General features: G+C 29.2%; 24 protein-coding genes. 15 read left to right on the forward strand and 9 right to left on the reverse strand.

Going from position 1 to position 24,963, the window contains the following annotated elements:
* Window positions 1-31 precede the first annotated feature (31 nt).
* Window positions 32-799: an adenosylcobinamide amidohydrolase gene (locus tag MAEO_RS00620; protein WP_011972847.1), complete on the forward strand. Its 768-nt coding sequence runs from the start codon at window positions 32-34 to the stop codon at window positions 797-799.
* A 70-nt stretch (window positions 800-869) separates the two neighbouring features.
* On the opposite strand, the gene rpl18a is transcribed toward MAEO_RS00620, so the two are convergent.
* The 3 genes from rpl18a to MAEO_RS00635 all read right to left on the reverse strand — a co-directional run bounded on the left by rpl18a (window position 870) and on the right by MAEO_RS00635 (window position 2,147).
* A complete protein-coding gene (rpl18a, locus tag MAEO_RS00625) occupies window positions 870-1,091 on the reverse strand; it encodes a 50S ribosomal protein L18Ae (RefSeq protein ID WP_011972848.1) in 222 nt (73 codons plus the stop codon).
* Window positions 1,092-1,136: 45 nt separating this feature from the next.
* Window positions 1,137-1,820 carry a translation initiation factor IF-6 gene (locus MAEO_RS00630; protein WP_011972849.1) on the reverse strand — a complete coding sequence of 228 codons (684 nt, stop codon included), beginning with the start codon at window positions 1,818-1,820 and terminating at the stop codon, window positions 1,137-1,139.
* Window positions 1,821-1,895: 75 nt separating this feature from the next.
* Window positions 1,896-2,147, reverse strand: a complete 252-nt coding sequence (locus tag MAEO_RS00635) for a 50S ribosomal protein L31e (protein ID WP_011972850.1) — start codon at window positions 2,145-2,147, stop codon at window positions 1,896-1,898.
* A 413-nt stretch (window positions 2,148-2,560) separates the two neighbouring features.
* On the opposite strand from MAEO_RS00635, the gene argB reads away from it, so the two are divergent.
* The 6 genes from argB (at window position 2,561) to aroD (ending at window position 9,582) form a co-directional block, all read left to right on the forward strand.
* The gene (gene argB, locus MAEO_RS00640; protein ID WP_011972851.1) at window positions 2,561-3,445 is read left to right on the forward strand and encodes an acetylglutamate kinase; all 885 of its coding nucleotides are present in this window, start codon (window positions 2,561-2,563) and stop codon (window positions 3,443-3,445) included.
* A gap of 165 nt (window positions 3,446-3,610) precedes the next feature.
* Window positions 3,611-4,615 carry a DUF4367 domain-containing protein gene (locus MAEO_RS00645; protein ID WP_011972852.1) on the forward strand — a complete coding sequence of 335 codons (1,005 nt, stop codon included), beginning with the start codon at window positions 3,611-3,613 and terminating at the stop codon, window positions 4,613-4,615.
* Between the two features lie 220 nt (window positions 4,616-4,835).
* Window positions 4,836-5,270, forward strand: coding sequence for an archease (locus tag MAEO_RS00650; protein WP_011972853.1), 435 nt, complete (start codon window positions 4,836-4,838; stop codon window positions 5,268-5,270).
* A gap of 181 nt (window positions 5,271-5,451) precedes the next feature.
* A complete protein-coding gene (locus tag MAEO_RS00655) occupies window positions 5,452-6,387 on the forward strand; it encodes a hypothetical protein (protein WP_011972854.1) in 936 nt (311 codons plus the stop codon).
* An 85-nt stretch (window positions 6,388-6,472) separates the two neighbouring features.
* A complete protein-coding gene (locus MAEO_RS00660) occupies window positions 6,473-8,899 on the forward strand; it encodes a DEAD/DEAH box helicase (protein WP_011972855.1) in 2,427 nt (808 codons plus the stop codon).
* A gap of 26 nt (window positions 8,900-8,925) precedes the next feature.
* Complete coding sequence (gene aroD, locus MAEO_RS00665) at window positions 8,926-9,582, forward strand: type I 3-dehydroquinate dehydratase (protein ID WP_011972856.1); 657 nt, start codon at window positions 8,926-8,928, stop codon at window positions 9,580-9,582.
* Here aroD and MAEO_RS00670 read toward each other — a convergent pair whose 3' ends face one another.
* Window positions 9,583-9,993 (reverse strand): DUF371 domain-containing protein, encoded by a 411-nt coding sequence (locus tag MAEO_RS00670; RefSeq protein ID WP_011972857.1) that lies wholly within the window; start codon window positions 9,991-9,993, stop codon window positions 9,583-9,585.
* 102 nt (window positions 9,994-10,095) lie between these two features.
* On the opposite strand from MAEO_RS00670, the gene MAEO_RS00675 reads away from it, so the two are divergent.
* The 3 genes from MAEO_RS00675 to MAEO_RS00685 all read left to right on the forward strand — a co-directional run bounded on the left by MAEO_RS00675 (window position 10,096) and on the right by MAEO_RS00685 (window position 14,811).
* Window positions 10,096-12,987 carry an intein-containing RctB family protein gene (locus MAEO_RS00675; protein ID WP_011972858.1) on the forward strand — a complete coding sequence of 964 codons (2,892 nt, stop codon included), beginning with the start codon at window positions 10,096-10,098 and terminating at the stop codon, window positions 12,985-12,987.
* 161 nt (window positions 12,988-13,148) lie between these two features.
* A complete protein-coding gene (locus tag MAEO_RS00680) occupies window positions 13,149-13,943 on the forward strand; it encodes a 50S ribosomal protein L11 methyltransferase (protein ID WP_011972859.1) in 795 nt (264 codons plus the stop codon).
* Between the two features lie 37 nt (window positions 13,944-13,980).
* Complete coding sequence (locus tag MAEO_RS00685) at window positions 13,981-14,811, forward strand: ATP-grasp domain-containing protein (RefSeq protein WP_449405403.1); 831 nt, start codon at window positions 13,981-13,983, stop codon at window positions 14,809-14,811.
* Between the two features lie 20 nt (window positions 14,812-14,831).
* Here MAEO_RS00685 and hisG read toward each other — a convergent pair whose 3' ends face one another.
* Window positions 14,832-15,698: an ATP phosphoribosyltransferase gene (hisG, locus tag MAEO_RS00690; protein ID WP_011972861.1), complete on the reverse strand. Its 867-nt coding sequence runs from the start codon at window positions 15,696-15,698 to the stop codon at window positions 14,832-14,834.
* A gap of 177 nt (window positions 15,699-15,875) precedes the next feature.
* On the opposite strand from hisG, the gene MAEO_RS00695 reads away from it, so the two are divergent.
* The 5 genes from MAEO_RS00695 to MAEO_RS00715 all read left to right on the forward strand — a co-directional run bounded on the left by MAEO_RS00695 (window position 15,876) and on the right by MAEO_RS00715 (window position 21,628).
* Complete coding sequence (locus tag MAEO_RS00695) at window positions 15,876-16,475, forward strand: TIGR00296 family protein (protein WP_011972862.1); 600 nt, start codon at window positions 15,876-15,878, stop codon at window positions 16,473-16,475.
* 123 nt (window positions 16,476-16,598) lie between these two features.
* Window positions 16,599-17,978, forward strand: a complete 1,380-nt coding sequence (locus MAEO_RS00700; protein ID WP_011972863.1) for a DHH family phosphoesterase — start codon at window positions 16,599-16,601, stop codon at window positions 17,976-17,978.
* Window positions 17,979-18,378: 400 nt separating this feature from the next.
* Window positions 18,379-19,791 carry a tetratricopeptide repeat protein gene (locus MAEO_RS00705; protein WP_011972864.1) on the forward strand — a complete coding sequence of 471 codons (1,413 nt, stop codon included), beginning with the start codon at window positions 18,379-18,381 and terminating at the stop codon, window positions 19,789-19,791.
* A gap of 27 nt (window positions 19,792-19,818) precedes the next feature.
* On the forward strand, window positions 19,819-20,391 hold the full coding sequence (gene hisB, locus MAEO_RS00710; RefSeq protein WP_011972865.1) for an imidazoleglycerol-phosphate dehydratase HisB: 573 nt from the start codon (window positions 19,819-19,821) through the stop codon (window positions 20,389-20,391).
* A 55-nt stretch (window positions 20,392-20,446) separates the two neighbouring features.
* Window positions 20,447-21,628 (forward strand): bis-aminopropyl spermidine synthase family protein, encoded by a 1,182-nt coding sequence (locus MAEO_RS00715; RefSeq protein WP_011972866.1) that lies wholly within the window; start codon window positions 20,447-20,449, stop codon window positions 21,626-21,628.
* Window positions 21,629-21,823: 195 nt separating this feature from the next.
* Here the strand turns inward: MAEO_RS00715 and MAEO_RS00720 are convergent, their stop codons facing one another.
* From MAEO_RS00720 to MAEO_RS00735, 4 genes are all read right to left on the reverse strand, one after another.
* Window positions 21,824-22,669: an ATP-binding cassette domain-containing protein gene (locus MAEO_RS00720; RefSeq protein WP_011972867.1), complete on the reverse strand. Its 846-nt coding sequence runs from the start codon at window positions 22,667-22,669 to the stop codon at window positions 21,824-21,826.
* A 49-nt stretch (window positions 22,670-22,718) separates the two neighbouring features.
* Complete coding sequence (cbiQ, locus tag MAEO_RS00725) at window positions 22,719-23,525, reverse strand: cobalt ECF transporter T component CbiQ (protein WP_011972868.1); 807 nt, start codon at window positions 23,523-23,525, stop codon at window positions 22,719-22,721.
* 370 nt (window positions 23,526-23,895) lie between these two features.
* Window positions 23,896-24,198, reverse strand: a complete 303-nt coding sequence (locus MAEO_RS00730; protein ID WP_011972869.1) for an energy-coupling factor ABC transporter substrate-binding protein — start codon at window positions 24,196-24,198, stop codon at window positions 23,896-23,898.
* On the reverse strand, window positions 24,198-24,893 hold the full coding sequence (locus MAEO_RS00735; RefSeq protein ID WP_048062345.1) for an energy-coupling factor ABC transporter permease: 696 nt from the start codon (window positions 24,891-24,893) through the stop codon (window positions 24,198-24,200). The genes MAEO_RS00730 and MAEO_RS00735 overlap by 1 nt, the downstream gene beginning before the upstream one ends.
* Between the last annotated feature and the right edge of the window lie 70 nt (window positions 24,894-24,963).

Here is a 24,963-nt window from a genome sequence, read left to right on the forward strand (position 1 = left end):
ATATATAAACTGATATAGGTGGTGTAATATTATGAATGAAGAAATTTTAAAAATTGATGATTTAAATGTATATAAAATCCCCCATACTGTGGAAATAGGAGAAGAATCAGAACCTACAAAAACTATTGTTGTGAAATTTGCAAAAAAGCGAAAAGTTTTATCTACCATGGAAGGATTTAAAGTTGTCGAATTTGTTGGAAATAATTCTATTCCAGTTCCTTTTTGGGATAAAGTCCATAACTATAAAGAATATAAAAACCAAATTTTTAAAAAGATAGATATTGATAAAGAACGAATCGCACTATTATCCACAGGTGCAGATATGGACAATGTTGCAATAGCTAAGGAAGAATTTGATGAATATTATACAATTGCACTAACAACAGCAGGGGCAAAATATAATGCCATAAGATTGGGTGATGAAGAGGCTGATTATATTGAAAAAGACCTTAAAACATATAAAATCATGAATGATGGCTCATTGTTAATGCTGGAAAAAACAGGAACAGTTAATATAATATTAATAACTAATGCAAATTTGACTGATGGAGCTATGGCAAAAGCAATTATTACAATAACAGAGGCAAAAACTACCGTGTTTCAAGAGTTGGATATAAGAAGCACTAAAAAGCCACATTTACAAGCCACGGGAACGGGAACCGATAGTATTATTGTTGTTGGAGGGTATGGAAAAGAGGTGGGCTATACAGGAGGACACTCCAAAATAGGGGAAATGATTGCAAAATGTGTTAAAAAATCCGTAAAAGAAGCACTAATAAAACAGGATAAATTACAGTAAAAAATATAAAAAACAAATATAATATAAGGGAGCTCCGGAGCTCCCTATTTTATAACTACGATATAAAAAATTAAAGCACAGCCTGTAAAATTGGGTCTTGAACTTCGTCAGCCGAAATTTCGCTAACTTCAATGATTTTTATTGATGCCCTTTTAACATTGTGTTTGCTTCCAATTTCTGAATATATTTTTTCAATTGCATCTTCTTCTTTCATAGCTTTGTATTCTTTTGTAAATACCATTGGTTCATCTTTTCCAACAATTTTTCCTTTTATTCTGTATATTTTTGGCATATTTTCACCTTTTTCCTTTTTTATGTTTAATTTTATATTTTAGGTTTAATCTATTAAATCCAATCCTTCTTCTATTTTTAACATCTCTGGTCCTGTGGTATCTCCGCCAATCACTGCACCATTTGAATTTGCTACAATACATGCACCAACCGAAGGAGTTCCTTTACTTGCAGTGCCTCTTTCAATACATTTGAGTTTTAGAACATCTTTTATTAATTCCAGCTCTTCATCTGTTGTGTCAGGATGCACCAAAGCTCCTTTATTAGTTGCCACACCATTTGAACCAACTGTGGGGAGCTCCGCAATATTTTTCGCTACAACTTCCACATCAAAAATATCTTCAAATGTTTTTCTGAAATCGGCTAATTCTTCGGAAATGATACAACCTTTATCATTAAGTAGGATTAAATTTCCAAATGCTGTATTTTTAGCATTTATTTCTTTAACAATTATGTCAATATCATTTTCTTTTAAAAAATCTGATAATATGGTTTTTTCCCTATTTAATGTAAATGGGGGCAATATTATACCATAAGAATTAGCACAACATAATGCACCAATTAAAGAACTATTTCCAATATTTAATGCCTTTACTGGAACATCAAGAACTTTCTTAAATTTATTTATTGTGTTTTCCTCAGCAAAATATGGGGCTAATCCAAATTTTTCAGTGGAAAGGGATAGAACACCTATTGTGGATATTCCAGAGATGTATTCTTTTATAATCATAAGTATCACAAAATTAAAAAATATACAAAATCTAAGATTTTGAATTTTTAGTAAAACTAAAAATATTAACATTAATTATTTAATTAATGTAGCTATTACCATATCATCTTCTTTTACAACTTTAACTCTGATTCTTGCAGGGATTTTGTTTAAACTTCTTTCCCATACTTTTTCATTGATTGAGTTGTCTATTTTTATATTGTCTGATTTTGTATGTCTTTTTAAGAAGTCTCTAATTTTTCTCATAGCTCTTGGAGCTCTCTTTGTTGATGGTGAGTTGTTTGTCACATCTCTTAATGGTATTGTATATATTCTTTCGTCTTCCATTGGTATGCACCTCAAAATTATCGTGTTTTGCCTTGGTTTTTGTAATTGTAGTTTATACATAAATTGCCTAAACTAATTAATTATAACATTAAATATAAAAAATAATATTTAAACATTATGGTTATATTTTAAATTTTTAACAGATTATTATCAATTTTTATAATAAACTACATAGTAAAAAAACATTATTTTATAATCTCTAATTCAATATATGTACATAATATATATAACTAATGATTTATCAATATCAAACTCGCATAATATAATGTAATAATATATTATATAATCATGTGGTTATTTATATATAAAATTATACCTAAAAACACAACAATATATAAAATACAATGCTGAAATATAAAATAATAAAATATCACTTAAAATATAATTAAAAATTAATAAATAATGGTGAAATAATGGATAACGCATTAAAAGCAGAAGTATTAATTGAATCCCTTCCATATATCTGCAAATTTCAAGACCAGAAAATAGTAATTAAATATGGCGGACATGCCATGGTAGATGAAGAGGCTAAAAGCTGGATAGCAAAAGATGTAGTTCTTTTAAGATTTGTAGGTTTAAATCCTGTTATAATTCACGGAGGCGGTCCTGAAATAAATAAAGCAATGGAAAAGATGGGAAAAGAACCTGAATTCATACACGGTTTAAGAGTAACAGATGAAGAAACTCTTGATATTGTTAAAATGGTATTAATTGGTAAAATTAATGGAGACATTGTTTCAAAGCTTGGAAAATATGGTGGAAAAGCTGTTGGACTTTCTGGAAAATCTGGACACCTAATATCTGCACGAAAAAAAATACAATATATAATAAAAGAAGATGAAAAAATAGAGGTAGATTTAGGGAGAGTTGGGGAAGTAGATAGTATAAACACAGAATTAATTGACATACTACTTGAAAAAAAGTATATTCCAGTAATTTCACCAATTGGCATTGACTCTCAGGCTAATACCTACAATTTAAATGCAGATATTGCGGCCGGAGATATTGCGGGGGCAATTAATGCAAAAAAATTAATAATGATAACGGATGTAGATGGCGTAATGGACGATATAAATGACCCTTCAACAATTTATAAAAAATTGACAATATCCCAAGTTGGGGAAATGATTGATAAGGGCATTATAAGTGGGGGAATGATTCCAAAAATTGAGGCTTGTGTGAATGCACTTAGAAAAGGGGTGGATAGTGTGCATATTATCAATGGAAAAATACCGCATTCTGTTCTATTAGAGGTTTTTACAGAGGAAGGAATTGGAACAATGATTACAAGAGACTAATTTTTTATTTTTTTATTTTTTTGGGAGCTCCCAATATAAAAATATAAAATCCGCCATAATCTACGATATATTTAAATAATTTAAATAAAATTAATATTAATTAATAATTGTTAATTAATATTTTATTTTTTAGAAAAATAATCTACTAAATAAAGCGGTGAAAATATGAATAGATTAAATAAATCTATCTGCATTATTGGAGTTGTTGCTTTAATATTTGGTATATGTTTTGCAGGTTGCATTGGAGAGCAACAGATGTCAGCAGACCAAATATCTCAAAAAATGCAAGAAAAATACGATTCCATAAATGATATGAGTTGTAATATGGTTATGACGGTAGATGTAAATGGAAAACCTGAAAAAATAGAATACACATACAAATATAAAAAACCAAATAAATCATTCATAGAAAATGATGAATTCCTAATGGCATCAGATGGAAAAACCTTTTATATGTATGATAAAAATAAAAATGAATATATGACTATGGACGCCCCAAAACAGCAAAATAATAATTATGGAGAAATGATTAAAAGCATTCTTGAAATGTATAATCCAGAATATGTAGGGGAAGAAAAGATTTCGAATGGGGATTGTTATATATTAAAATTAACTACCAAAAATAAAACCGGCACAATAGCCTCATCAACAGGAAATATGAAAATATGGGTTGATAAAGAATATTGGCAACCAATCAAAATAGAATTTAATGGTGGAACAATAGAATATCAAAATGTAAAATATAATACTGGACTTGATGACAGTATATTTACGATTACGCCACCAAAAGGAGCAAAATTAATGAATAACAATATACCAAAAAAAATGACAATTGAGGAAGCTCAAAAGCAGGTATCATTTACAATATTGATTCCAAAATATACCGGAGACTATGAATTTAATAATGCTATGGTGGCAGGGAATGGAAATAATCAAATAATATCTATTACATATACAAAAGGAATTAATGGATTTGTAATAATGGAAGATAACTCAAAACCAATAGATCTTCCAAACTCTGAAAAAGTTATGATTGGAGATATTGAAGCCCAATATATTAAAAATATGGGGGCAAATATGCTTACATTTAATAAAGATGGCGTAAATATAGTAATATCTGGAACTTTGGATAAAGAAGAATTAATAAAAATAGCTAAATCAATGATTTAACTAAATATATTCTTTTTTTAATTTTTTTTAAATTCAATTTACAATTTTTTAATAATGGAGCTCCCAAATAATTATTTTTTATCCCATATTTTTTCGAAAGCACTATATATTCCAAATAATATATACATATAATATACAAAAATATTTTTTATAATTTAGGAGCTCCTAAATTTTGGACACTTAAATAACAGACTTTTTAAACATATTAATTGGTGAATATATGTACGAATATTTTGAAACTATGGCAGATATGGGAATAATTGCAAAAGGAAACACGCTAAATGAAGCATTCTCCGAAAGTGCAAAAGCATTAACTAATTTGATGGTGGATATAAACACCATTGAAAAAAAGATTAAAAAACAATTTACAATTAGTTCAGAGGATGAATATAGTTTATTATATGATTTTTTAACAGAATTATTGATATTGATAGATAGTGAATTTTCTTTATTTTGTCAATATGATATTGATATTACTGTCCATAAAAATAATGAAAACGAACAAGAATACATATTAAAATGTGTTGCATATGGTGAAGAATTAGATAAAACGAAACACCAACCAAAAGAAGAGGTAAAAGCAATAACATACCATAAAATGGAGATTAAAAATGACAATAATGAATATAATATAAGATTCATTGTAGATTTGTGATTTATATATTCATATGGGAGCTCCTGTTCCATCTAAATTCTATAAATCATTTTACTAAATCAGCAAATATCTGCATTCCAATGTATTGGAAGGACTTCGTCCAGTATATTGTATTATGCAGGTTGGGGGGGCATATATTTTGGAAGATATCATAACTGATAAGATAATATCGGGGGGTAATATGAACATCCGCACAATAATATCGGCCACAATACATAATCAAGTATCAAAATTAATTGGAATATATGGCTGGATAAGTTTTATATTATATGCTATCATTAGTTGTGGATTAATATTTTATTTTGGGATTAGGTACAAAATAAATGGAATATTTGATAGCCCCATAAACAGAAAAATAATCGGATTAATAATTGTAATTAATTTAATTATATTGATTACTACTTCAATACATATTGGGGGAATTTCAATGGGCCTTCTATCGGCATATATTATGTTGTTAATTAGTGCAGTTATTTATTTTATAATATTGGGAGGAATACTTGCAGGATATGAACTTATAATATTATTTGGATTATTGGGAATGTTTTCAGGAGTAAAAATTAATATATTATTAATGGCATTATTTGGTGCAATCGTTAGAAATATTATACTAATTATAATCACCGATATTGCAAAATCAAAATATAAAATGGCATATATCCATATGAGACGATTTAAATTTGGAAAGGCAATTTATTATTTAAATCAATCTAAAAATCTATTAAAAATTTATTCTCATCCAAATTACGAATCTTCAATGAGTTCATTAGATATTAACTTAATGTTTCCATCAAGTATGTTATCTGGAGAATTTAAGAATATTAAATGTAAAATATTGCCTCCATATTTTAATGAAAAATTAGGAATGAAGTTAGAAATGATGGAAGATGCGCTACTTCAAATAATTGATGCGGAAAATAGTTTTAAAAATAGAAAATGGAATGATGCAAGGTACAAATATAATAAAATAATCAATAAATACCCCAACTTAAAAAAGATGCTGTATGGAAGGCTAAAAATGGCTAAATTAAAATATGATAAACAATGTGAAAATGAAATTAACATGGTATTGGATAGATTTAAGAAAAATGAAAATAAAAAAAGAAATAGAGAATAAAATAAATATATAAAATCCTAAAAGGAGTTTATTCAAAAGCAGAGCTTTTGTATAAAAAATAAATTAAAAAATACGGGTATAAAATATGAATATAACTCACCCACTTATAAAACCAAATACGATGGAAGCACGAATATATCAGCAAACTATGGTGGCAAATGCCCTTAGAAAAAATACGCTATGCGTATTGGGGACAGGATTGGGAAAAACTGCCATAGCAACTCTTACAATTGCGGGAATATTGTCAAAAAACAATAATAAAAATATAAATAAAAAAGTCCTAATTATAGCTCCGTCTCGTCCATTGGTAGAACAACATTACAATAGTTTAAAAACTTTTTTAAATATTCCGGAGGATAAGATAGTTGTTTTAACTGGAAAAATAGCTCCTGCAAAGAGGCAAAAGATATGGGAAGAAGGGAAAATATTTATTGCAACCCCTCAAATTGTGGAAAATGATATTGTGGCAAATAGGGTAAATACTGATGACTTTGCCCTATTAATCGCCGATGAGGCACACCACACCACAGGAAATCATTCTTATTCTTTTGTAGCTTCGGTATTTAGGAATAAGTCCCATATATTGGGATTAACAGCTTCCCCGGGCTCAAATATTGAGAAAATATTGGAAGTATGTAAAAATTTAGGTATTGAGCATGTGGAAATAAGAACAATAGATGATATTGATGTTAAAGAGTATGTTCAAACAGTGAAATTACGACCTATTAAAGTGGAGCTCCCAAAAGAATTTGCTGAATGTATAAATTTATTAAAACAGGCCCAAATGGAACGACTGAAAATATTAAGAGACCATAAAATAATTTATTCCACCAATGTAAATAAAACAGAATTATTACAGCTTCAAAAAAGAATTATGGTAATTGAAGATAATTCTAAATATGAACTAATAAAAATAGCCTCCGAAGCAATAAAATTAGATTATGCCATTGAAACCCTTGAATGCCAGGGAAAAGAGGCATTTTTAAATTATTATGAACGGTTAAGTAGTCAGGACACAAAATCGGCAAAAGCCATAATTAAAGATTCAAAAGTTTTAAAGGTGGCATATTCATTAAGAACTACTGAATTAGAGCACCCAAAAACTGAAAAACTTTTGGAAGTTGTAAATGATGTATTGAATAAAGAAGAAGGAAAAAAAGAAAAAAAGAACACTAAAAAAAAGAACACTAATAATACCAACAATATTGATAATAATAATAAAACAATAATATTTGCCCAATATCGGGACACAGTAGAAAAGATAGTAAATTTATTAAATTCAAACGGAATACAGGCAATACCTTTTGTAGGGCAATCTAATAAAGACGGAAAAGGAATGTCTCAGAAAAAACAAATTGAGGCAGTTGAAAAATTTAAAAATGACCCCGCCGTAAATGTTTTGGTCTCTACCAGCGTATCTGAGGAGGGTATAGATATAATGAGTGTAAATTTCGTTATATTTTATGAGCCGGTGCCTTCTGAAATAAGATTTATACAACGGCGAGGTAGGGCATCTCGTGGGGAAGGGGGGGAGTGTATTGTATTAATTACAAAAGATAGCCGTGATGAGGGATATTACTGGTCAGCCCTAAATAAAGAGCGGAAAATGAAAAGAATTTTAAAAGATATGCAAAAAATATTAAATGAGAAATTAAACGAGGAAAATGCACATAAATATATAATTGAGGATAAAAATACGATAGATTATCATATAAATAAAGAAAATAATAAGATGGCAGAAAAAGAAAATAACAAAATAGGCGATACAAATGGTAAAATATCTATTGAAGAAGATTGTAAAAATAATGTTAAAAAGGAAATTAAAGAAAATATTAACGAGATAATAGAAAATAAAAATAATATCGTACTGTCGAATAAATGTTCCACAAAACCAGTTAAAATAATAGTGGATAGCAGGGAAAAAATAATAAGTAGATATATTTATGATAAAGCAGATTTGGAGTTTAAAGCCCTTGATAATGGGGATTTTATATTAAGTGATAGAGTAATAGTGGAGCGAAAAACAGCCGAAGATTTAGAGGGCTCCATAATTGATAAAAGATTATTCAAACAATTGAAAGATTTAAAAAAATATGAAAGACCGATTTTAATTGTGGAGGGCAATGATTATTTTAGATTGTCCGAAAAAATAATAAATGGAACTATGGTTTCTATAATGTTGGATTTTAACATACCTGTAATTTTTACGAAAGATATGGAAGAGACGGCGAATATATTAATAAAAATGGCAGAACGGGAGCAGTTGCGGGATAAAAGAACAATATCCATAAGGACAGGAAAAAAACCAATGTCTTTAAAAGAAAGACAAAGATTTATAGTTGAAAGTTTTCCAGATATTGGAGCTCTCATGGCCGAAAATTTACTTATAAAATTTGGCACAATTGAAAATATTGTTAAGGCATCTGTGGAGGAGCTCCGAGAGGTTGAAGGCATAGGGGAGATAACAGCTAAAAAAATAAAATCAGTTCTTACAGAAAAATATGAGAAATAAATAACAAAAGGTGTGTGTGATACTATATGATTTGTATTCCAGTAATTGATAAAAATATAAATGATGCTTTAAAAAGTGCAGAAGAGGCTTTAAAAGTAGCCGATATAGTGGAATTTAGGGCAGACCTACTTGAAAGCGTAGATAAACAAGATATAGAAAAAATGGCAAAATATCCTTCAATAATTACAATTAGGGCAGATTGGGAAGGTGGAGAATATACTGGAGATAATAATAAAAGAATAGAGTTATATAAAACAGCAATTGAAAATAATGTAAAATTCATAGATATTGAATTAAAGGAAGAAAAAAATAAAGAACTTGTTGAATTTAGAAATAAAATAGGCTCAAAAACTAAAATTATTGTATCATATCATGATTTTGAAAAAACTCCATCTAAACAGGATTTAATGGAAATTGTGGAGAAAGAGTTAAAAATTGGAGATATTGCTAAATTTGCCACAATGGCACAAAATAAAAATGATTTATTAAAGATTTTTGCAGTAATTAGTATTTATGAAGGCAAAATAATTGGTATAGGAATGGGAGAAGTTGGTAAATTAACGAGAATAATCGGGGTCGAATTAGGTTCAATTTTAACCTTTGCATCTATGGAGGGCAGGAGCTCCGCACCCGGTCAGGTTGATGTTGTTAAGTTGAAGAAAATATGGGAGCTCCTGAAATAATTATAATATAATTATCTTAAAAATTAAATTTTCTCCTTTTTTTAATCTTTCCACAATTTCACGATTTAAATCATTTGCACTTTTATCCGCATTTATAATCAGCGTTCTCGGACATATAAAATTACTTTTTCTTATTACTATATCGGTTGGATGATTTAAAATTAAATCCTTATGCCCCTTTCCTACTATGGTTTCTTTTAAATCCCCGACAATAATTTCTACAATAATTTTATCGGAGCTCCGAATTTTTTCCCTAATTTCTTCCGAAAAATCAACCATAGATTTATCAATATTTATGCCAACAATGCAATCCCCCGTTGGTGTTAAATAAGGCTCTTTTGTAATTTCCAATGTTGTTTTGTGGGTTGCATTTATATTTTTATGTCCTGTTCCAACTATTGTAATTTCCAATTATATCACCAATTACCAATATTTATATAATCTTAATACTTATATAGTTTATACTTTTTTTATAATTATTTTGTTTATTCATATTTATTGGTAGGTGAGATTATGGAATTAAATAAAATTAGTGATAATAGTTGGGAGCTCCCAAAAACATACAAAAAAGAAATGAAAGTTCCCGGTAGAATTTATTTAAATGATGATTTAATCGGAGGACTTGAAAATGATGTATTGGAACAAGTTGCAAATGTGGCATGTCTTCCGGGTATTCAAAAATATTCAATGGCAATGCCAGATGCTCACTATGGCTATGGGTTTCCAATTGGGGGAGTGGCGGCATTTGATGAAAAAATGGGAGTAATAAGCCCAGGGGGTGTGGGTTTTGATATCAACTGCCTATCAACTGACTCCAACATTTTAACAGATGATGGATATTGGGTAAATATTGAAAGCCTTAAAGAAAATCTTGATTTAAAACTTAAAATATATGATATAAAAGAAGGACAAAATGACTCATCAGATGTAGTTTTTGTCTCCGAAAGAGATGAAGACAATAATATAATAAGAACAAAAACAAACAACGGTAGAATATTGAAAGGTAGTGCAGACCATCCAATTTTAACGCTAAACGGCTATGTCCCAATGGGAATGTTAAAAGAAGAACAAGATGTTGTAGTTTATCCTTTTGAAGGCGTGGAATATGAAGAACCATCTGATGAAGTAATATTAGATGAAAAGAACTTTGCTAAATATGATGCCCAAATAATCAAATATTTAAATGAAAGGAATTTATTACCATTAAAAATGAATCATAAACAAATAGGAGCAATAGCACGATTGTTAGGTTTTGCTCTTGGCGATGGAAGTATTGTTCAGGAAAACGGGGAAAGAAAAAGAATATATCTTGCATTTTATGGGAAAAAAGATGAATTAATAGAGGTTAAAAAGGATTTAGAAAAATTAAGTGTAAAAAGTTCAAAAATATATTCGAGAAATAGGGAAATTAAAATAAAAAATGCATGGGGAAGTGAATATGTTAGCTCATGTAAAGATAATTATATAAAAATAACTTCCAAAGCATTTGCGTTATTTATGCATAAACTTGGAATGCCCATTGGCACAAAAACACATATTGAATACACCATTCCAAAATGGATAAAAAAATCGCCATTATGGGTCAAAAGAAACTTTTTAGCTGGTTTATTTGGTGCAGACGGTAGTAAAATATGTTTTAGAAAATATACTCCAATGCCAATATCATTTACTCAATCAAAATCAGATGTTCTTAAAGATTCTCTCTTAAATTACCTGGCAGATATTAAAAAAATGCTCTCTGAGTTTGGTATATGTAGTATGGTGTATGAGATTAAAGCAGTGGAAAATAAGGTTGTTTATCGACTATCCATAGTAAATGAAAAGAGTATAAAGTTATTTTTGGGGCATATTGGGTATGAATATTCCAAAGATAAAAAAGAAGAGGGATTATTTGCTTATGAATATTTAAAATACAAAGATACAGTCAAAAACATTAGAAAAAACAGTATTGTTAAGGCAATAGATATTTACAGAAAAACTGGAAGTTTATCCAAAGTATGTGATGGTGTAGTTGGCAAATGGGCAAATAAAAAATTTGTGGAAAGAACAATATATGAAAATAGAACAGTCGTAAGAATTCCAAAGAATTTTCCATATTATGAAGAATTTGTAAAAAAGTATGGAGTTGCAGGAGGATTTGTTTTGGATAAAATAAAAGAAATTAAAAAGATTCCATACAATTCAAAGTTGTATGATGTTTCCATACTCCACCAGTCCCATAACTTTATAGCAAATGGGGTTGTGGTTCATAACTGCGGAGTTAGACTGGTAAAAACCAACCTTACAAAAGATGAAGTGCAACCTAAAATGAAGGAGCTCCTAAGTAAGATATTTAAAAATGTTCCATCAGGATTAGGGAGCAAAGGAAAAATTAGAATAAATAAAAATCAAATAGAAGAAGTTCTTGAAGAAGGAGTAAATTGGGCCATAAATAATAACTATGGATGGGAGGAAGATATAAAATATATCGAAGAAAATGGACAAATGAAGGAGGCAGATGCTTCACTTGTATCGGACAGTGCCAAAAAGAGAGGTCTTCCACAGTTAGGTTCATTAGGTAGTGGAAACCACTTTTTAGAAATACAATATATGGATACAGTGTTTGACGAAGAAGTGGCAAAAATATATGGCGTTGAAAAAAATCAGGTTGTAATATTAATACATACAGGTTCAAGAGGTTTGGGGCATCAAATTTGTGCCGATTATCTTAGATATATGGAAAAAGCAGCTAGAAAATACAATATAACTTTACCAGATAGACAACTTGCATGTGCTCCAATAACTTCGGAGGAAGGGCAAAACTACTTTAAGGCAATGAGTTGCGGAGCAAATTATGCTTGGACAAATAGGCAACTTATCACACATTGGATAAGGGAAAGCTTTGAGGACATATTTAAAACTTCGGCGGAAGACCTTGAAATGAATATATTATATGATGTGGCACACAACATTGCAAAGAAAGAAAATCACACAATAAATGGAAAAATGAAAAAAGTAGTAGTTCATAGGAAAGGAGCAACTAGGGCATTTGGACCAGATAATGAGGACATACCAGCAAAATATAATACCGTTGGTCAGCCTGTAATTATACCTGGGGATATGGGGACATCATCTTATTTAATGCATGGAACAAATACCGCAATGGAAGAAACTTTTGGTTCTACGGCACATGGTGCAGGTAGGATAATGAGTAGGGCTAAGGCTTTAAAAATGTATAAATCAGAGGATATAATTAGCGATTTGGGGAAAAAGGGAATATTAGTTATGGCAGATTCAAAAGGTGTTGTAGCAGAGGAATGCCCAGAATCTTATAAAAATATAGAGTTTGTGGCCGATGTAGTTCATAATTCAGGTATATCTTTAAAAGTATGTAAAATGAAACCTATGGGAGTAGTTAAAGGATAATAATATATTATTTTAAATCTTAACTTATGGATTTTCTTTATCCAGATCATTTAATATTTTTTAATTTTACATTATTTATACATTATTTATGATATTTTTTTATATTATTATTTTTATATATTTTTTGGAATATACAATATACAAACTTTTTTAGTGATATTATGAAACTTAAATTAAGTGTTCCACAATGGCATTATAGTATGCTTCTTGACACGGACAGAGTAGCAGTTTTTAAAGAAGCTATTGAGCAAACAGTAAAACCTAATGACATAGTTTATGATTTGGGAACAGGTAGCGGAATATTGGCAATGGTGGCATCTCAAAAGGCAAAAAAAGTTTATGCCTTAGAGCTTGACCCAATAACCTGCATGTATGCAAAAGAAAATTTAAAAATAAATGATTATGAAAATATTAAAAATATAAATTTAATAGAGGCTGATGCTTCCGAATATAATTTTAAGGAACAGGCTGATGTAATTATAGCGGAATTGCTTGATACAGCATTAATAACGGAGCCACAAGTTCCCGTATTAAATTCCATTATTGAAAAAGGATATTTAAAAGAAAATGGAAAAATTATTCCTGAAAAGGCATATAACACGGCACAAATAGTAATTGCAAAAATGGGACATATTTATTATGATGAAGAAGTGGTATCAAAATCGGTTTCGGAAGAAATACTATATGATACAATTGATTTTTATAAAATAAATAAAGAGGAAGTTAGTTATAATTTACAATTTAAATTAAATGAAGACTACAACGGAGAAACAAATTTAGGAATTAGATTAAATACTTACACAGAATTAACAAAAGACATAATGTCAGGGAGCTCCCCTATGTTAAATCCTCCGTTAATAATTCCCATAGAAAACCCAGTAATTAAAGATAATATAATAAACCTAACCTTGTCATACAAAATGGGCGGAGATTTGGAAAGTATAACTATAAAATAATACCTATGGTGAAAACATTAAAAAAACAAAAATTGCCATACTTTGCCACAAAAGAACACCAGAAAACGAAATGATTTATGAAAAATTAAAAAACAATAATTATGCAGTATCATTTTTAGACCCATTGGAAATGATTTCTGGATTAAATAATAATTATAATAATTATAATATAATTTTATCACGGGTAGAAAGAGATTATTTAAAAGAGGGAATTTATGCCTTAAAATATCTTGAAACGATACCAAATATTAAAATTATTAATAATTCTGATAGTATAGAAACATGTCAAAATAAATATTTAACTTATTTAAAATTAAAAGAAGTAATGCCCAAATCATTTTTAACATATGCCAACGACTTTAAAAATGTTGAAAACGAACTGAAAGCAAATAATTTTAATTTTCCTGTGGTTGTAAAGCCAATATATGGCGGTTATGGAAATGGTGTTTTAAAAGTTAATAATTTAGGGGAATTAAATAATATATTTGAATTGCTAAAAAATAATGGTAATGAATTATTTGTGCAGGAGCTCCTTGATTTTAAACATGACATAAGGGCTTTTGTAATAAATAATAAAATAATTTGTGCAATGGAAAGAATACCTTCAAATAATGATTGGAGGGCAAATTATTCTCGAGGAGCTAAAATTAAAGAATTTAAATTAAATAAAGATACTGAAAAATTAATTTTAAATTCTGTAAAAAAAATAGGGGCCAATATCGTTGGCGTAGATGTATTAATTGATAAAAATAATAAACCTTATATTTTGGAAATGAATATCACGCCACAATTTAGGGGAATTATGAATTTTGCAGATGTTCCAGGGGAGATTTTAAAATATTTGGCTGATATTTTGAATAAAAAATAAAATAATAATAAAATAATATATTATAAAATTCTTTCAATTGGTAGCACAAGTATATCTTTTGCTCCTATTAATTCTAATTCTGAAACTATTTTAAATACCTGTTTTTCATCAACTACAACATTAACGGCAACTACTTTATCATTTGATAATACCTCTGATATTGTAGGTCCGCTCATGCCTGGAATAATTTGTTTAATTTCATTTACTTTATCCTTTGGGGCATTCATCATAATTAATCGTTTTGTCTGGGCATAAAGAACACTTTTTATTCCCGATGTAATTTGATTTATTTTTAATCGTTTATTTTCGTCTACCATGCTTTTTTTATTGGCTATTAGTCGTGTGGTGGATTTTACTATTGTATCTATTTGTTTTAATCTGTTTAATTTTAGCGTTGTTCCAGTTGAAGTTAAATCGCTTATAAGGTCTGCAACTCCTATAAATGGTGCAATTTCTGTTGCCCCGCTTAACTCTATAATTTCTAAATCAAGATTTTTACTTTCCAAATATTTTTTTGTAATATGGGGAAATTCTGTGGCTATTTTCATGCCATTTTTTAAATCATTGATTGAATTAATATCTGAATCTTCGGGAGATGCTATTACTAAATTAGCCTTTCCAAAATTGAAATCTAATAAAAATTCCACTGAGTTTTCTGTATCTCTTTCACAGATTAAATCATAGCCAGTAATTCCAACATCTGCAACACCGTCTGCAACAAATTCTGGAATGTCTCTAGCCCTTGCAAACATTACTTCTATTTCCTCATCAACAGTTTTTGCAAATAAGCTTCGCCCCCGTGCTGATATTTTTAAGCCTGCTTTGTCCAATATTTTATTAATTGGTTCGGAAATTCTTCCTTTATTTGGTAGTGCTAATAAAATCAATATATCACCGATAAAATTATAAACTAATTAAATAACTTATAAATTAATTAATAAACTAATAATAAATTAATATGATATATAACATATATACATAACAAATTTTTATATATTAATTTGTTTTATATATATTATATTATAATATTATATGTAGTTATATTACGCGGGAGGGTGTATAGTATGGAAAAATTATCATTTGAAGAAGGAAAATTTGCCGTTAAATTTGCACGAATAAATATTGAATGTTATCTTTCTGGGGTACATTATGTTGTCGATGACCTCCCTCCAATATTCAAAAAACCGCGGGGAGTTTTTACAACGCTATATACCTATCCAAAACGAAATTTAAGGGGCTGCATTGGAATACCTGAACCAGTTATGCCTTTAATCGATGCACTAAAAGAAGCCTCTATAAGTGCATCAGTTGATGACCCAAGATTTCCACCTGTGGGGAGAATGGAACTCCGGGATATTACAATAGAAATTAGTATACTAACACCCCCAAAATTAGTTGAAGCAAATAGTCCAGCAGACTATTTGGAAAAAATAAAAGTTGGAAGGGATGGACTTATTATTGAATATGGAACATATAGGGGGCTATTGTTGCCACAAGTTCCAATTGAACATAATTGGGATATAGGGGAATATTTGGCTAATTTATGTTTAAAGGCAGGTCTTCCAGTAGATACCTGGATTAAAAAAAAGGTAAATATATATTCATTTGAATCTCAAATATTTAAAGAATTATCTCCAAATGGAAAAATTGTGGAAGAAAAATAAAAATAATATAATTTATTTCCCAGAGGTCGAAATATCTATAAAATGGGGGATTTTAAATATAAAAGCTCTGCTTTTATTCAATATCCGAAGGATATTGTATATTTTCTCCCAGAGGTCGAAAATATGCTAACAAATATGTTTAAAGAAGAAAATTTAATTAAATATAAATCTGTTGTGGAAAAAATAACCAACAAAATAAAAAATCATGATGGATTAATTAGAATTATAACCCATAATGATGCTGATGGGCTGACATCTGGGGCAATTATTATAAAGTTATTAACTCGCCAAAACAAAAAATTTCATTTATCTATTGTTGAACAACTTTCGGAGGATTTCATAAATGAATTGGGTAAAGAAAACACAATAAACAATATAATAAGCAAAAACGAAAGTAAAGGCAGTGATGACCACAATAACAGCAACAGTGTATTATATATATTTTCTGATATGGGTAGCGGTCAAATAAACAAAATACTTGAAAATAATTTGAACTCCATAATATTAGACCATCATCCCACAGAAATTAACGATATAGAAATAGAGAATATATTACAATTAAATCCCCATATTTTTAAAATAGATGGTTCAAATGAAATCTCTGCAAGTGGTGTTTGCTATTTGGTAGCACGGGAATTTGGATATTATGATTTAAGTGTTTTGGCCATTACAGGGGCAATCGGGGATATGCAACATCTCCCATTTATTGGATTAAATAAATTCATATTAAATGAAGGAATGGAAAAACAGCATATTAATGGAATTTTACGGGATATAATATATAATTGTTATGATATATCAATAACAGACAGTATATTATTCTCATTTAACCCATATATAAAAGAATTGAAAAAAAGAGAACAAATTATTAATCTATTAAATAAATACAATATTGACCCAAATAAAATATATTTGGACGGCGAGGATAAAAAGAACTTAGAAAAGGCATTAAGTAGCATAAATCCAAATTATATAAATGAACTATATGTTGATAGATACATAATAAACCACAACGAAAAAGATGGTCATTATTTGATGGAGCTCCTCAACGCCTGTGGTAAAAATGGCAATGCCCAATTGGGAATTTGCACGGCATTAGGTGATGAAAACTGCATAAAAGAGGCAAAAAAATTAAATTATGAATATAAATTAAATATTGTTGAAGCACTAAATAAATTAAAATTAAACCATAAAGACAATTTCGATTATTTCTTTGGGGAAAAGGGAACAACAGGACTATTGGCAGGACTATTGGCAAAAGATAGACCAATAATGGGCATAAATAAAGATGAGAATTATTATAAAATATCTTCAAGGGGAAACCATAATTTAGTTAGTAATGGATTAAATCTTACAGAAGTTATGAAATTAACGGAATTGTTTGGAGGTAGTGGGGGAGGTCATTCCGTGGCGTCCGGCGGTAAAATACCAATAGAATCTTTGGAGGAATTTTTAGATTGGGCTGATGATTTAATTGGAGAACAACTTAAAAATAATATGTAATATAGAGTATTTAGAATAATAAATAATTAAATATATAAAATCAAATTTTTTTTAAGATATATTTTTTATATAGTCAATCTTCGGACTGTTTCACGCGCAATAATATAGTCAATCTTCGGACAATTTCACTAAACCCCCATATTAAAATGCAAAATCACCATAAAATTAGCAAAAATAAAACAATATTATAAAATGCGTTGGGACGGATTAGGGACAGTTTTTGAAGATTAACTATAAATAAACCGTATTTTATAGTATCTTCGATATGCTTAATTATTTGGAACAATTAAGGAACAATTTTTGAAGACTAACTATAATTTATTAAAATAAAGATAAATTTAAATGTTATTAAGGGAATATTTAACAATATCTATAATTTATATAAAGTGGAGCGGTTATTATGAATTGGGAAGGGTATTTGAAAAAAGGAAATGAATATAAAGATAAGGAAGACTACGACAAAGCAATTGAATATTATAATGAAGCTTTAAAAAATTATCCATACAAATTTAAATGGCGTATTTTTATAAACTTAGGACATTGTTATTACTTAAAAAAAGACTACGACGAAGCAATTAAAAATTATAAGGAAGCCTCAAAAAACGATTATCCAGATAAAGAGAAATGGATTGTTTGTATAAACTTAGGACAGTGTTATAATTCAAAAAAAGAATATGACAAAGCAATTGAATATTATAAAAAGGGATTAAGGCTAGGTGGCAAAGAAATTAAAAAATATGGGTACAATAGTGCTATAATTTCAACATATATAGAACTTGAAAATATAGATGATAATGATAAAAGAAATGAATATTTTGGGTCATTAGTTAAAATTATGGGGGAAATAGACAACTTCAAAGAAGAACTTAAAGTAAATAATAATAAAGATAATCCGATTATTGCACATTATACAAAACCACATGTTATTACAGATATGTTAAAATTAAAAGAAAATAAAGAAGAAAAAGAAAATAAAGAAGATAAAACGCCTTATTTTAGATTGTATGAAGTTTGTTATATGAATGACCCAGAAGAAGGAATGACATTAAAAGAAATAATGGAGAAAGAAGATGAAATAACACAACTATATAATATATACGAAGATGAGAATAGTAAAAAGGATATGAAAAAAGAAAATTACACATTCTTAGGTAGTTTTATTGTAGGGGAAGGAGGTAATGAAAAAGAATATAAAGATATTGATAAATTATTTTTATGGAGAACTTATGGAAAAGATGGCGATAAAGAAGAGGCAAAAGGTATTTGCATCTGTATTAATAAAGAATTCTTTGACCAAAACTCCGATAATTTATCAAATTATCCTATGAATATTAATAATAACGACAATCCGTCTGAAACTATTCTTGAATATGGGGAAAATCCTGATGAATTTTGTTTATATAAAGTAATTTATGAAGATACTAATGAATTAATTACCGTTTTGAAGAAAATTGATAAATATGCCAAAGATTTAGATTTAAAAAACAATAAAATCAAAAAATTATTAAATAGATTATTGGACGAACTTAGATATTTAGTAAAATCTAAACACTACACAGAAGAAAAAGAATATAGAATTATAAAAAGATATAATATAAATAAAGAAATAGATATAAATGAAATAAATAAAAATAAAATAAAAATAGATTACGATATATTCTCCCCAAGATTATATATTGAAATAGAAAAAGATTTCACAGAATACATCGATAAAATTGTATTGGGTCCAAGACTGGAAAATAAAGATTCGTGGAAATCATATTTAAATTATAAGGATATAGATGTTATGGAATCAACATGCCCATTTAAATAATTCCCTAAAATAATAAAAGGTGATACCTTGCGAGTTTTTGAAGTGGAGAGGACAACAAATGAAACAAATATAAAATTAAGATTAAACATAGATGGGACTGGAAATTATGAAATAACTACCAAAATCCCTTTTTTCGACCATATTTTATCCTCATTTGTAAAACATGGTTCTTTTGATTTATCTCTAATTGCTGAGGGAGATTTGGAAATTGATGACCATCATACCGTTGAAGATGTTGGTATATGTTTAGGAATGGCAATGAATAAAATTGAGAAGAAGAATATAAAGAGATTTGGACATGCCATTGTTCCGATGGACGAAGCAAGAGCTATGGTTTCTATTGATTTGGGGGGGCGTCCTTTTGTAGTAGGAAATTATATTCCAAAGAGGGATAAAGTTGGAGAACTCTCCACCGAAAATATAGTTCATTTCTTTGAGTCAATGGCAAACAATGGAAATATGAATATACATTTTGAAGTAATTGGAGAGAACGAACACCACAAAATAGAGGCACTTTTTAAGGCTTTTGGGATTGCATTGGATAATGCAACTCAAATTGACGAAAGAAAAGGAATAATTAGCACAAAAGGAGTTATATAAATAAAAATCATATAAATAATCATAAATAAGGATTATTTAAATCAAAGGTAAAATTATGAAAGTAATAGGAAAAATGGGACCCTCCCAAAAAAATCAAAACAACGAACAAAACTCACCACTTGAATTTAAAACACTGTTAAGTAAAATAGCAAATGATACAAAAATAGCCGAGGGAGCTCCCGCAATAGAGGATATATTAAGGTGCATATATAGAAATCAACCAATATCTACAAAAAGAATATCCCAATATACAAAATTGCCATTGCCAATTATCTCAAAAGTGAGAACCATATTGGAGAGAAACAGAATTTTAAAAAGAGATAAAAAAGGGGCAATTTATTCTGAAGAGGGACTAAAATTAATTGAAAAGAATTTAAAATTTAAAATGCCCTATGATTTAAAATGCCCTACATGCAATGGAAGAAGTATAATTCTTGATGATTATTTTGGGGCTATTCTTAAAAAGCATAAAATACACTCAAAAAATAGACCGACCGTAAATACTTCAATTGACCAATCATACGCCACACCAGAAACAGCAACACATAGAGCCGCCTTTATGGCAGATAGGGGAGATTTGGAGGGAAAAAGAATATTATTTGTTGGAGATGATGATTTAACCTCTATACCTACGGCATTAAGTGGATTATGTGAGGAAGTTGTGGTAATGGATATAGACGATAGATTATTAAATTTAATAAAAAATATATCTGATAAAGAAAATTTAAATATTAAAACCATTAAACATGATTTTAGAAATAGCATAAAAGAGGAGTATAAAAATAGCTTTGATGTAGTTTTTACAGACCCGCCATATACTATTGAAGGATTAAAATTATTTTTAGCCCGTGGAGTGGAAGCACTTGGAAAAGAAGGAGCGTTATATTTGGCATTTTCCCACAAACCAATTAATGAATATTTGGAGCTCCAAAAAATATTACTAAATACAGGTTTTGTAATTTATGAGCTCATACCGGGATTTAATAAATATGAAGGTTCGGAAATTATTGGAAATACTACCTTTTTAGCTCGGTTAATTGGTAGAAATTTGAATTTTAATGAAAAAATTGATTTAAATAAATTATATACTGGTGAAGTAAAACCTGTGATTAGACATTACAAATGTATGAATTGTGGGGAGCTCCATAAGATAGATGGTAAATCTGTTAGAATAGAAAATTTAGTTTGTAAATGTGGGGGAGCTAAATTTAAAATGATTAAAAGAGAAAAAATTTAAATTTTTATATTAAAAATTTTATTTTTAAGGGAGCTCCCTATAAAATAAATAAAAATATAGTCAATCTTCGAACTGTTTCACACCATATGGTGGTGAAAATAAAACTGTATTTTGTAGTTATGCCCCATTCCACTTAATTATTTTGGACTAATATGGGACAGTTTTTGAACTTACTATAATAAAGATTTATAAAAATCAAAAATCACAATGTTCTTTAAAAAGGTCTTCAAAATTATGCCTCACTTCTCCAATAGTATAGCCCATTTTTAAATCTATTCCTTCTTTTCTGTTTAATACCTCTATTAAATGAGCAACTCTTGGCAATCTTAAATTGGCACTTCTAATTGTTTTTATATCACTAAATACTTCTTCCACAGTTCCACTTTTTACAATCTTTGTTTTGCCCATAACAAATATTTTGTTTGCATAAATTGGCACCAAATCCACATCATGGGTGGAAATAATTATTGTAATTCCTTCCTTATTTAATTTATACAATAATTTCATAATTTTAGAAGCTCCCATTGGGTCAAGTCCAGCAGTTGGTTCGTCCAACACCATAATTTCAGGGTGCATTGCTAATATGCCTGCTATTGCCACTCTTTTTTTCTGCCCTCCACTTAAATGGTGTGGCGGTTTGTTTTCAAATCCTTCCATACCAACTTCCTTTAAAGCTTCTTTTACTCTTTTCTCCACTTCTTCTTCTTTTAATCCTAAATTTAGAGGTCCAAAAGCTACATCTTGCTTTACTGTGGGAGCAAATAATTGGTCATCGGAGTTTTGAAAAACTATTCCAACAGTTTTCCTAACTTCCATTAAACTTTTGGCATCATATTTTATGGGAGCTCCCTTTAACAATATCTTCCCACTTTTTGGTTTTAATATGCCGTTAAAATGTAAAAATAAAGTGCTTTTTCCAGCCCCATTTGGGCCCAGTAAAGCTACCATATCTCCTTTTTCCACGGATATATTTGCCCTATCTAATGCCAAAGTTCCATCTGGGTATTTATATACAATGTCCTTTGCTTCAATAATTGCCATTTATTCACCGTATTTATAATTATAATATTAATAATAAATATCAACTATATTAATAATAACTATTAATATACTCCAATAGTTTAAAATCTTTTGTAATATATGATATTGATATTAATATTATCCAAAATATGGTACACATTAATAAATACACTATTTTTGGGTTTTCTATTTTTCCTAATATTTTTAAATCTCCATTATAACATCGGGAGCTCATGGTAGTAAATAGGACCTCTCCTCTATCCCAAGTTCTTATAAATAAATTTGATGCCAACATGCCCAATGATTTATATGTCGTTGATAAATTCCTATATCCAACTCTTGTTTTTTGAGCATTTTCAGTTCTAATCATTTCATCCAATAATACAAATACATACCTATACATCATCATGGCAATATCGAGCATTACGGTTGGAACTTTAAGTTCCTTTAATACGAAAAATAATTCTGTCATGGGTGTTGTTAAGGTTAAAAATAATGTTGATGACACTCCTCCTAGCATTCTACTAAATATTAATAATCCAAGCTCAACCCCATATTTAGACGCAGAGATTTTAAAACCAAATAAACCTATTGAAAATAACGGAGCTCCCTGATTATATATAAATGCCATAAGAATTACGGTGATTATTCCAAATCCAACAGGAGCTCCCATAAATTGTAAATATATTTTTTTCGGAACATTTGCCCTGAATAAAGTTAAATAAACCATCAATATGGTTATAATAAGTGGAACAATAATTGATTGGGATAATACACAAATTAACAGCGTAATTATTGAAAATATTACTTTTAATTTTGGATTAACATTTCGTAATTTATTACAATGAGCTATATTATCCACAGTATTTTGCAACAAAATTTTCACCCGTATATATTATATTTAATCTTCGGTCTTTTTTAAATATGCCATAATTAAAAGCTAATCTTTTTATATTACAAATAAACGAAGAAATTCGTTTACAAAAGCTATGCTTTTGTATAAAATCTCGAAGAGATTTTATTTAATAATTCTCAAAACTACGAAGGAGTTTTTACGATATGCAATAATCAGAGATTATTGAATCCCGGGGGGACCTCAAAATTCCAGAGGAATTTTTACAATAGGGCAGATAAAGGATGGTTATTGAAAATTAACTATAAATTAAAAAAATAAAAATTAAATTTAACAATAAAAATTAAAAAATTATAAAGGTATGAATATTATAGATATATAGTTAGATACAGAATTAGTTGATATATTCTTTTCTAGCTTTGCTGTATCCTAAGAAATATCCAATTATTATAGCACCAATTGCAGCTTGTAATGCAAATAATAAACTTTCAATTTCTCCACTTGGTGGCTCCCATATTGAATGGAACCATACTATTTGGTCTTCACTCTGTCCTGTGAGTTCCACAATTGCCTCTCCTGCCTGGCCGTCTGCTCCTCCAAAATAACCATCGTCTTCTCCAAGTCCGTTAAACATTACAAGAGGTGCTACTGTTAAAATAATTACTCCTAATATCATCAATATATGTTTTCCTTCCATTATTCAACACCCCCTTTTGATGTTGCATAATTAGGAACCTCGCTTTCATCTATCGCTCCCAATTTTAATAATATATCGGGTCTTAACTCTTTAATTTTGTCCCATAATAATGCCGTTAATAAACCTTCTGCTATTGCAAGTGGTATTTGTGTAACCGCAAATATTCCTAAGAATATAGATAGCGTATTCATGGGGTCAGCTCCCGGATATGCTATTGTAAGTTGGACTGCTGTTGTGATGTAGGTAACCCAATCTGCAAAAATTGCGGCTAACATTACAACCCAAGTTGAGTTCATTTTTCCTTTCAAAGATTTAAATACTAACCATCCTGCAATTGGGCCCATAATTCCCATAGAAAATATATTTGCCCCCAAGGTGGTTAGTCCACCATGTGCTAATAGCGTAGCTTGGAATAACAATACAATAGTTGCCAATACTGCTGTAACAGATGGACCAAACAATACTGCACCCAATCCATTACCGCAAGGGTGCGAACAACTCCCTGTAACTGATGGTAATTTTAATGAGCTCAATACAAACATAAATGCTCCTGCAACTGCTATCAATGGTTTTGATTCAGGATTTTCCTTAAATATTTTATTCAATCGTATAATACCGTGCGCCACAAAGACACCAGATATTAAGTACCAAATTCCACACCACATGGGCGGTAGGAATCCTTCCATAATGTGCAAGGTATCACCTCATATTTTAATTAATTTAATAGAACTATATAATTATACATTTTTCTTTAATTAATTTACT

The organism is Methanococcus aeolicus Nankai-3, assembly GCF_000017185.1.
Lineage (GTDB): Archaea > AGJL01 > Methanococci > Methanococcales > Methanococcaceae > Methanofervidicoccus > Methanofervidicoccus aeolicus.

Bases quoted from the DNA above. Each gene is read 5' to 3' on its own strand.
- MAEO_RS00650 (WP_011972853.1), top strand. From the start codon at position 4,836: ATGTACGAATATTTTGAAACTATGGCAGATATGGGAATAATTGCAAAA.
- argB (WP_011972851.1), top strand. From the start codon at position 2,561: ATGGATAACGCATTAAAAGCAGAAGTATTAATTGAATCCCTTCCATAT.
- MAEO_RS00635 (WP_011972850.1), bottom strand. From the start codon at position 2,147: ATGGAAGACGAAAGAATATATACAATACCATTAAGAGATGTGACAAAC.
- MAEO_RS00715 (WP_011972866.1), top strand. From the start codon at position 20,447: ATGAAAGTAATAGGAAAAATGGGACCCTCCCAAAAAAATCAAAACAAC.
- aroD (WP_011972856.1), top strand. From the start codon at position 8,926: ATGATTTGTATTCCAGTAATTGATAAAAATATAAATGATGCTTTAAAA.
- MAEO_RS00730 (WP_011972869.1), bottom strand. From the start codon at position 24,198: ATGGAAGGAAAACATATATTGATGATATTAGGAGTAATTATTTTAACA.
- MAEO_RS00620 (WP_011972847.1), top strand. From the start codon at position 32: ATGAATGAAGAAATTTTAAAAATTGATGATTTAAATGTATATAAAATC.
- MAEO_RS00660 (WP_011972855.1), top strand. From the start codon at position 6,473: ATGAATATAACTCACCCACTTATAAAACCAAATACGATGGAAGCACGA.
- MAEO_RS00675 (WP_011972858.1), top strand. From the start codon at position 10,096: ATGGAATTAAATAAAATTAGTGATAATAGTTGGGAGCTCCCAAAAACA.
- MAEO_RS00720 (WP_011972867.1), bottom strand. From the start codon at position 22,669: ATGGCAATTATTGAAGCAAAGGACATTGTATATAAATACCCAGATGGA.
- MAEO_RS00700 (WP_011972863.1), top strand. From the start codon at position 16,599: ATGCTAACAAATATGTTTAAAGAAGAAAATTTAATTAAATATAAATCT.
- MAEO_RS00705 (WP_011972864.1), top strand. From the start codon at position 18,379: ATGAATTGGGAAGGGTATTTGAAAAAAGGAAATGAATATAAAGATAAG.
- rpl18a (WP_011972848.1), bottom strand. From the start codon at position 1,091: ATGCCAAAAATATACAGAATAAAAGGAAAAATTGTTGGAAAAGATGAA.
- MAEO_RS00645 (WP_011972852.1), top strand. From the start codon at position 3,611: ATGAATAGATTAAATAAATCTATCTGCATTATTGGAGTTGTTGCTTTA.
- MAEO_RS00680 (WP_011972859.1), top strand. From the start codon at position 13,149: ATGAAACTTAAATTAAGTGTTCCACAATGGCATTATAGTATGCTTCTT.
- MAEO_RS00630 (WP_011972849.1), bottom strand. From the start codon at position 1,820: ATGATTATAAAAGAATACATCTCTGGAATATCCACAATAGGTGTTCTA.
- MAEO_RS00695 (WP_011972862.1), top strand. From the start codon at position 15,876: ATGGAAAAATTATCATTTGAAGAAGGAAAATTTGCCGTTAAATTTGCA.
- MAEO_RS00655 (WP_011972854.1), top strand. From the start codon at position 5,452: ATGAACATCCGCACAATAATATCGGCCACAATACATAATCAAGTATCA.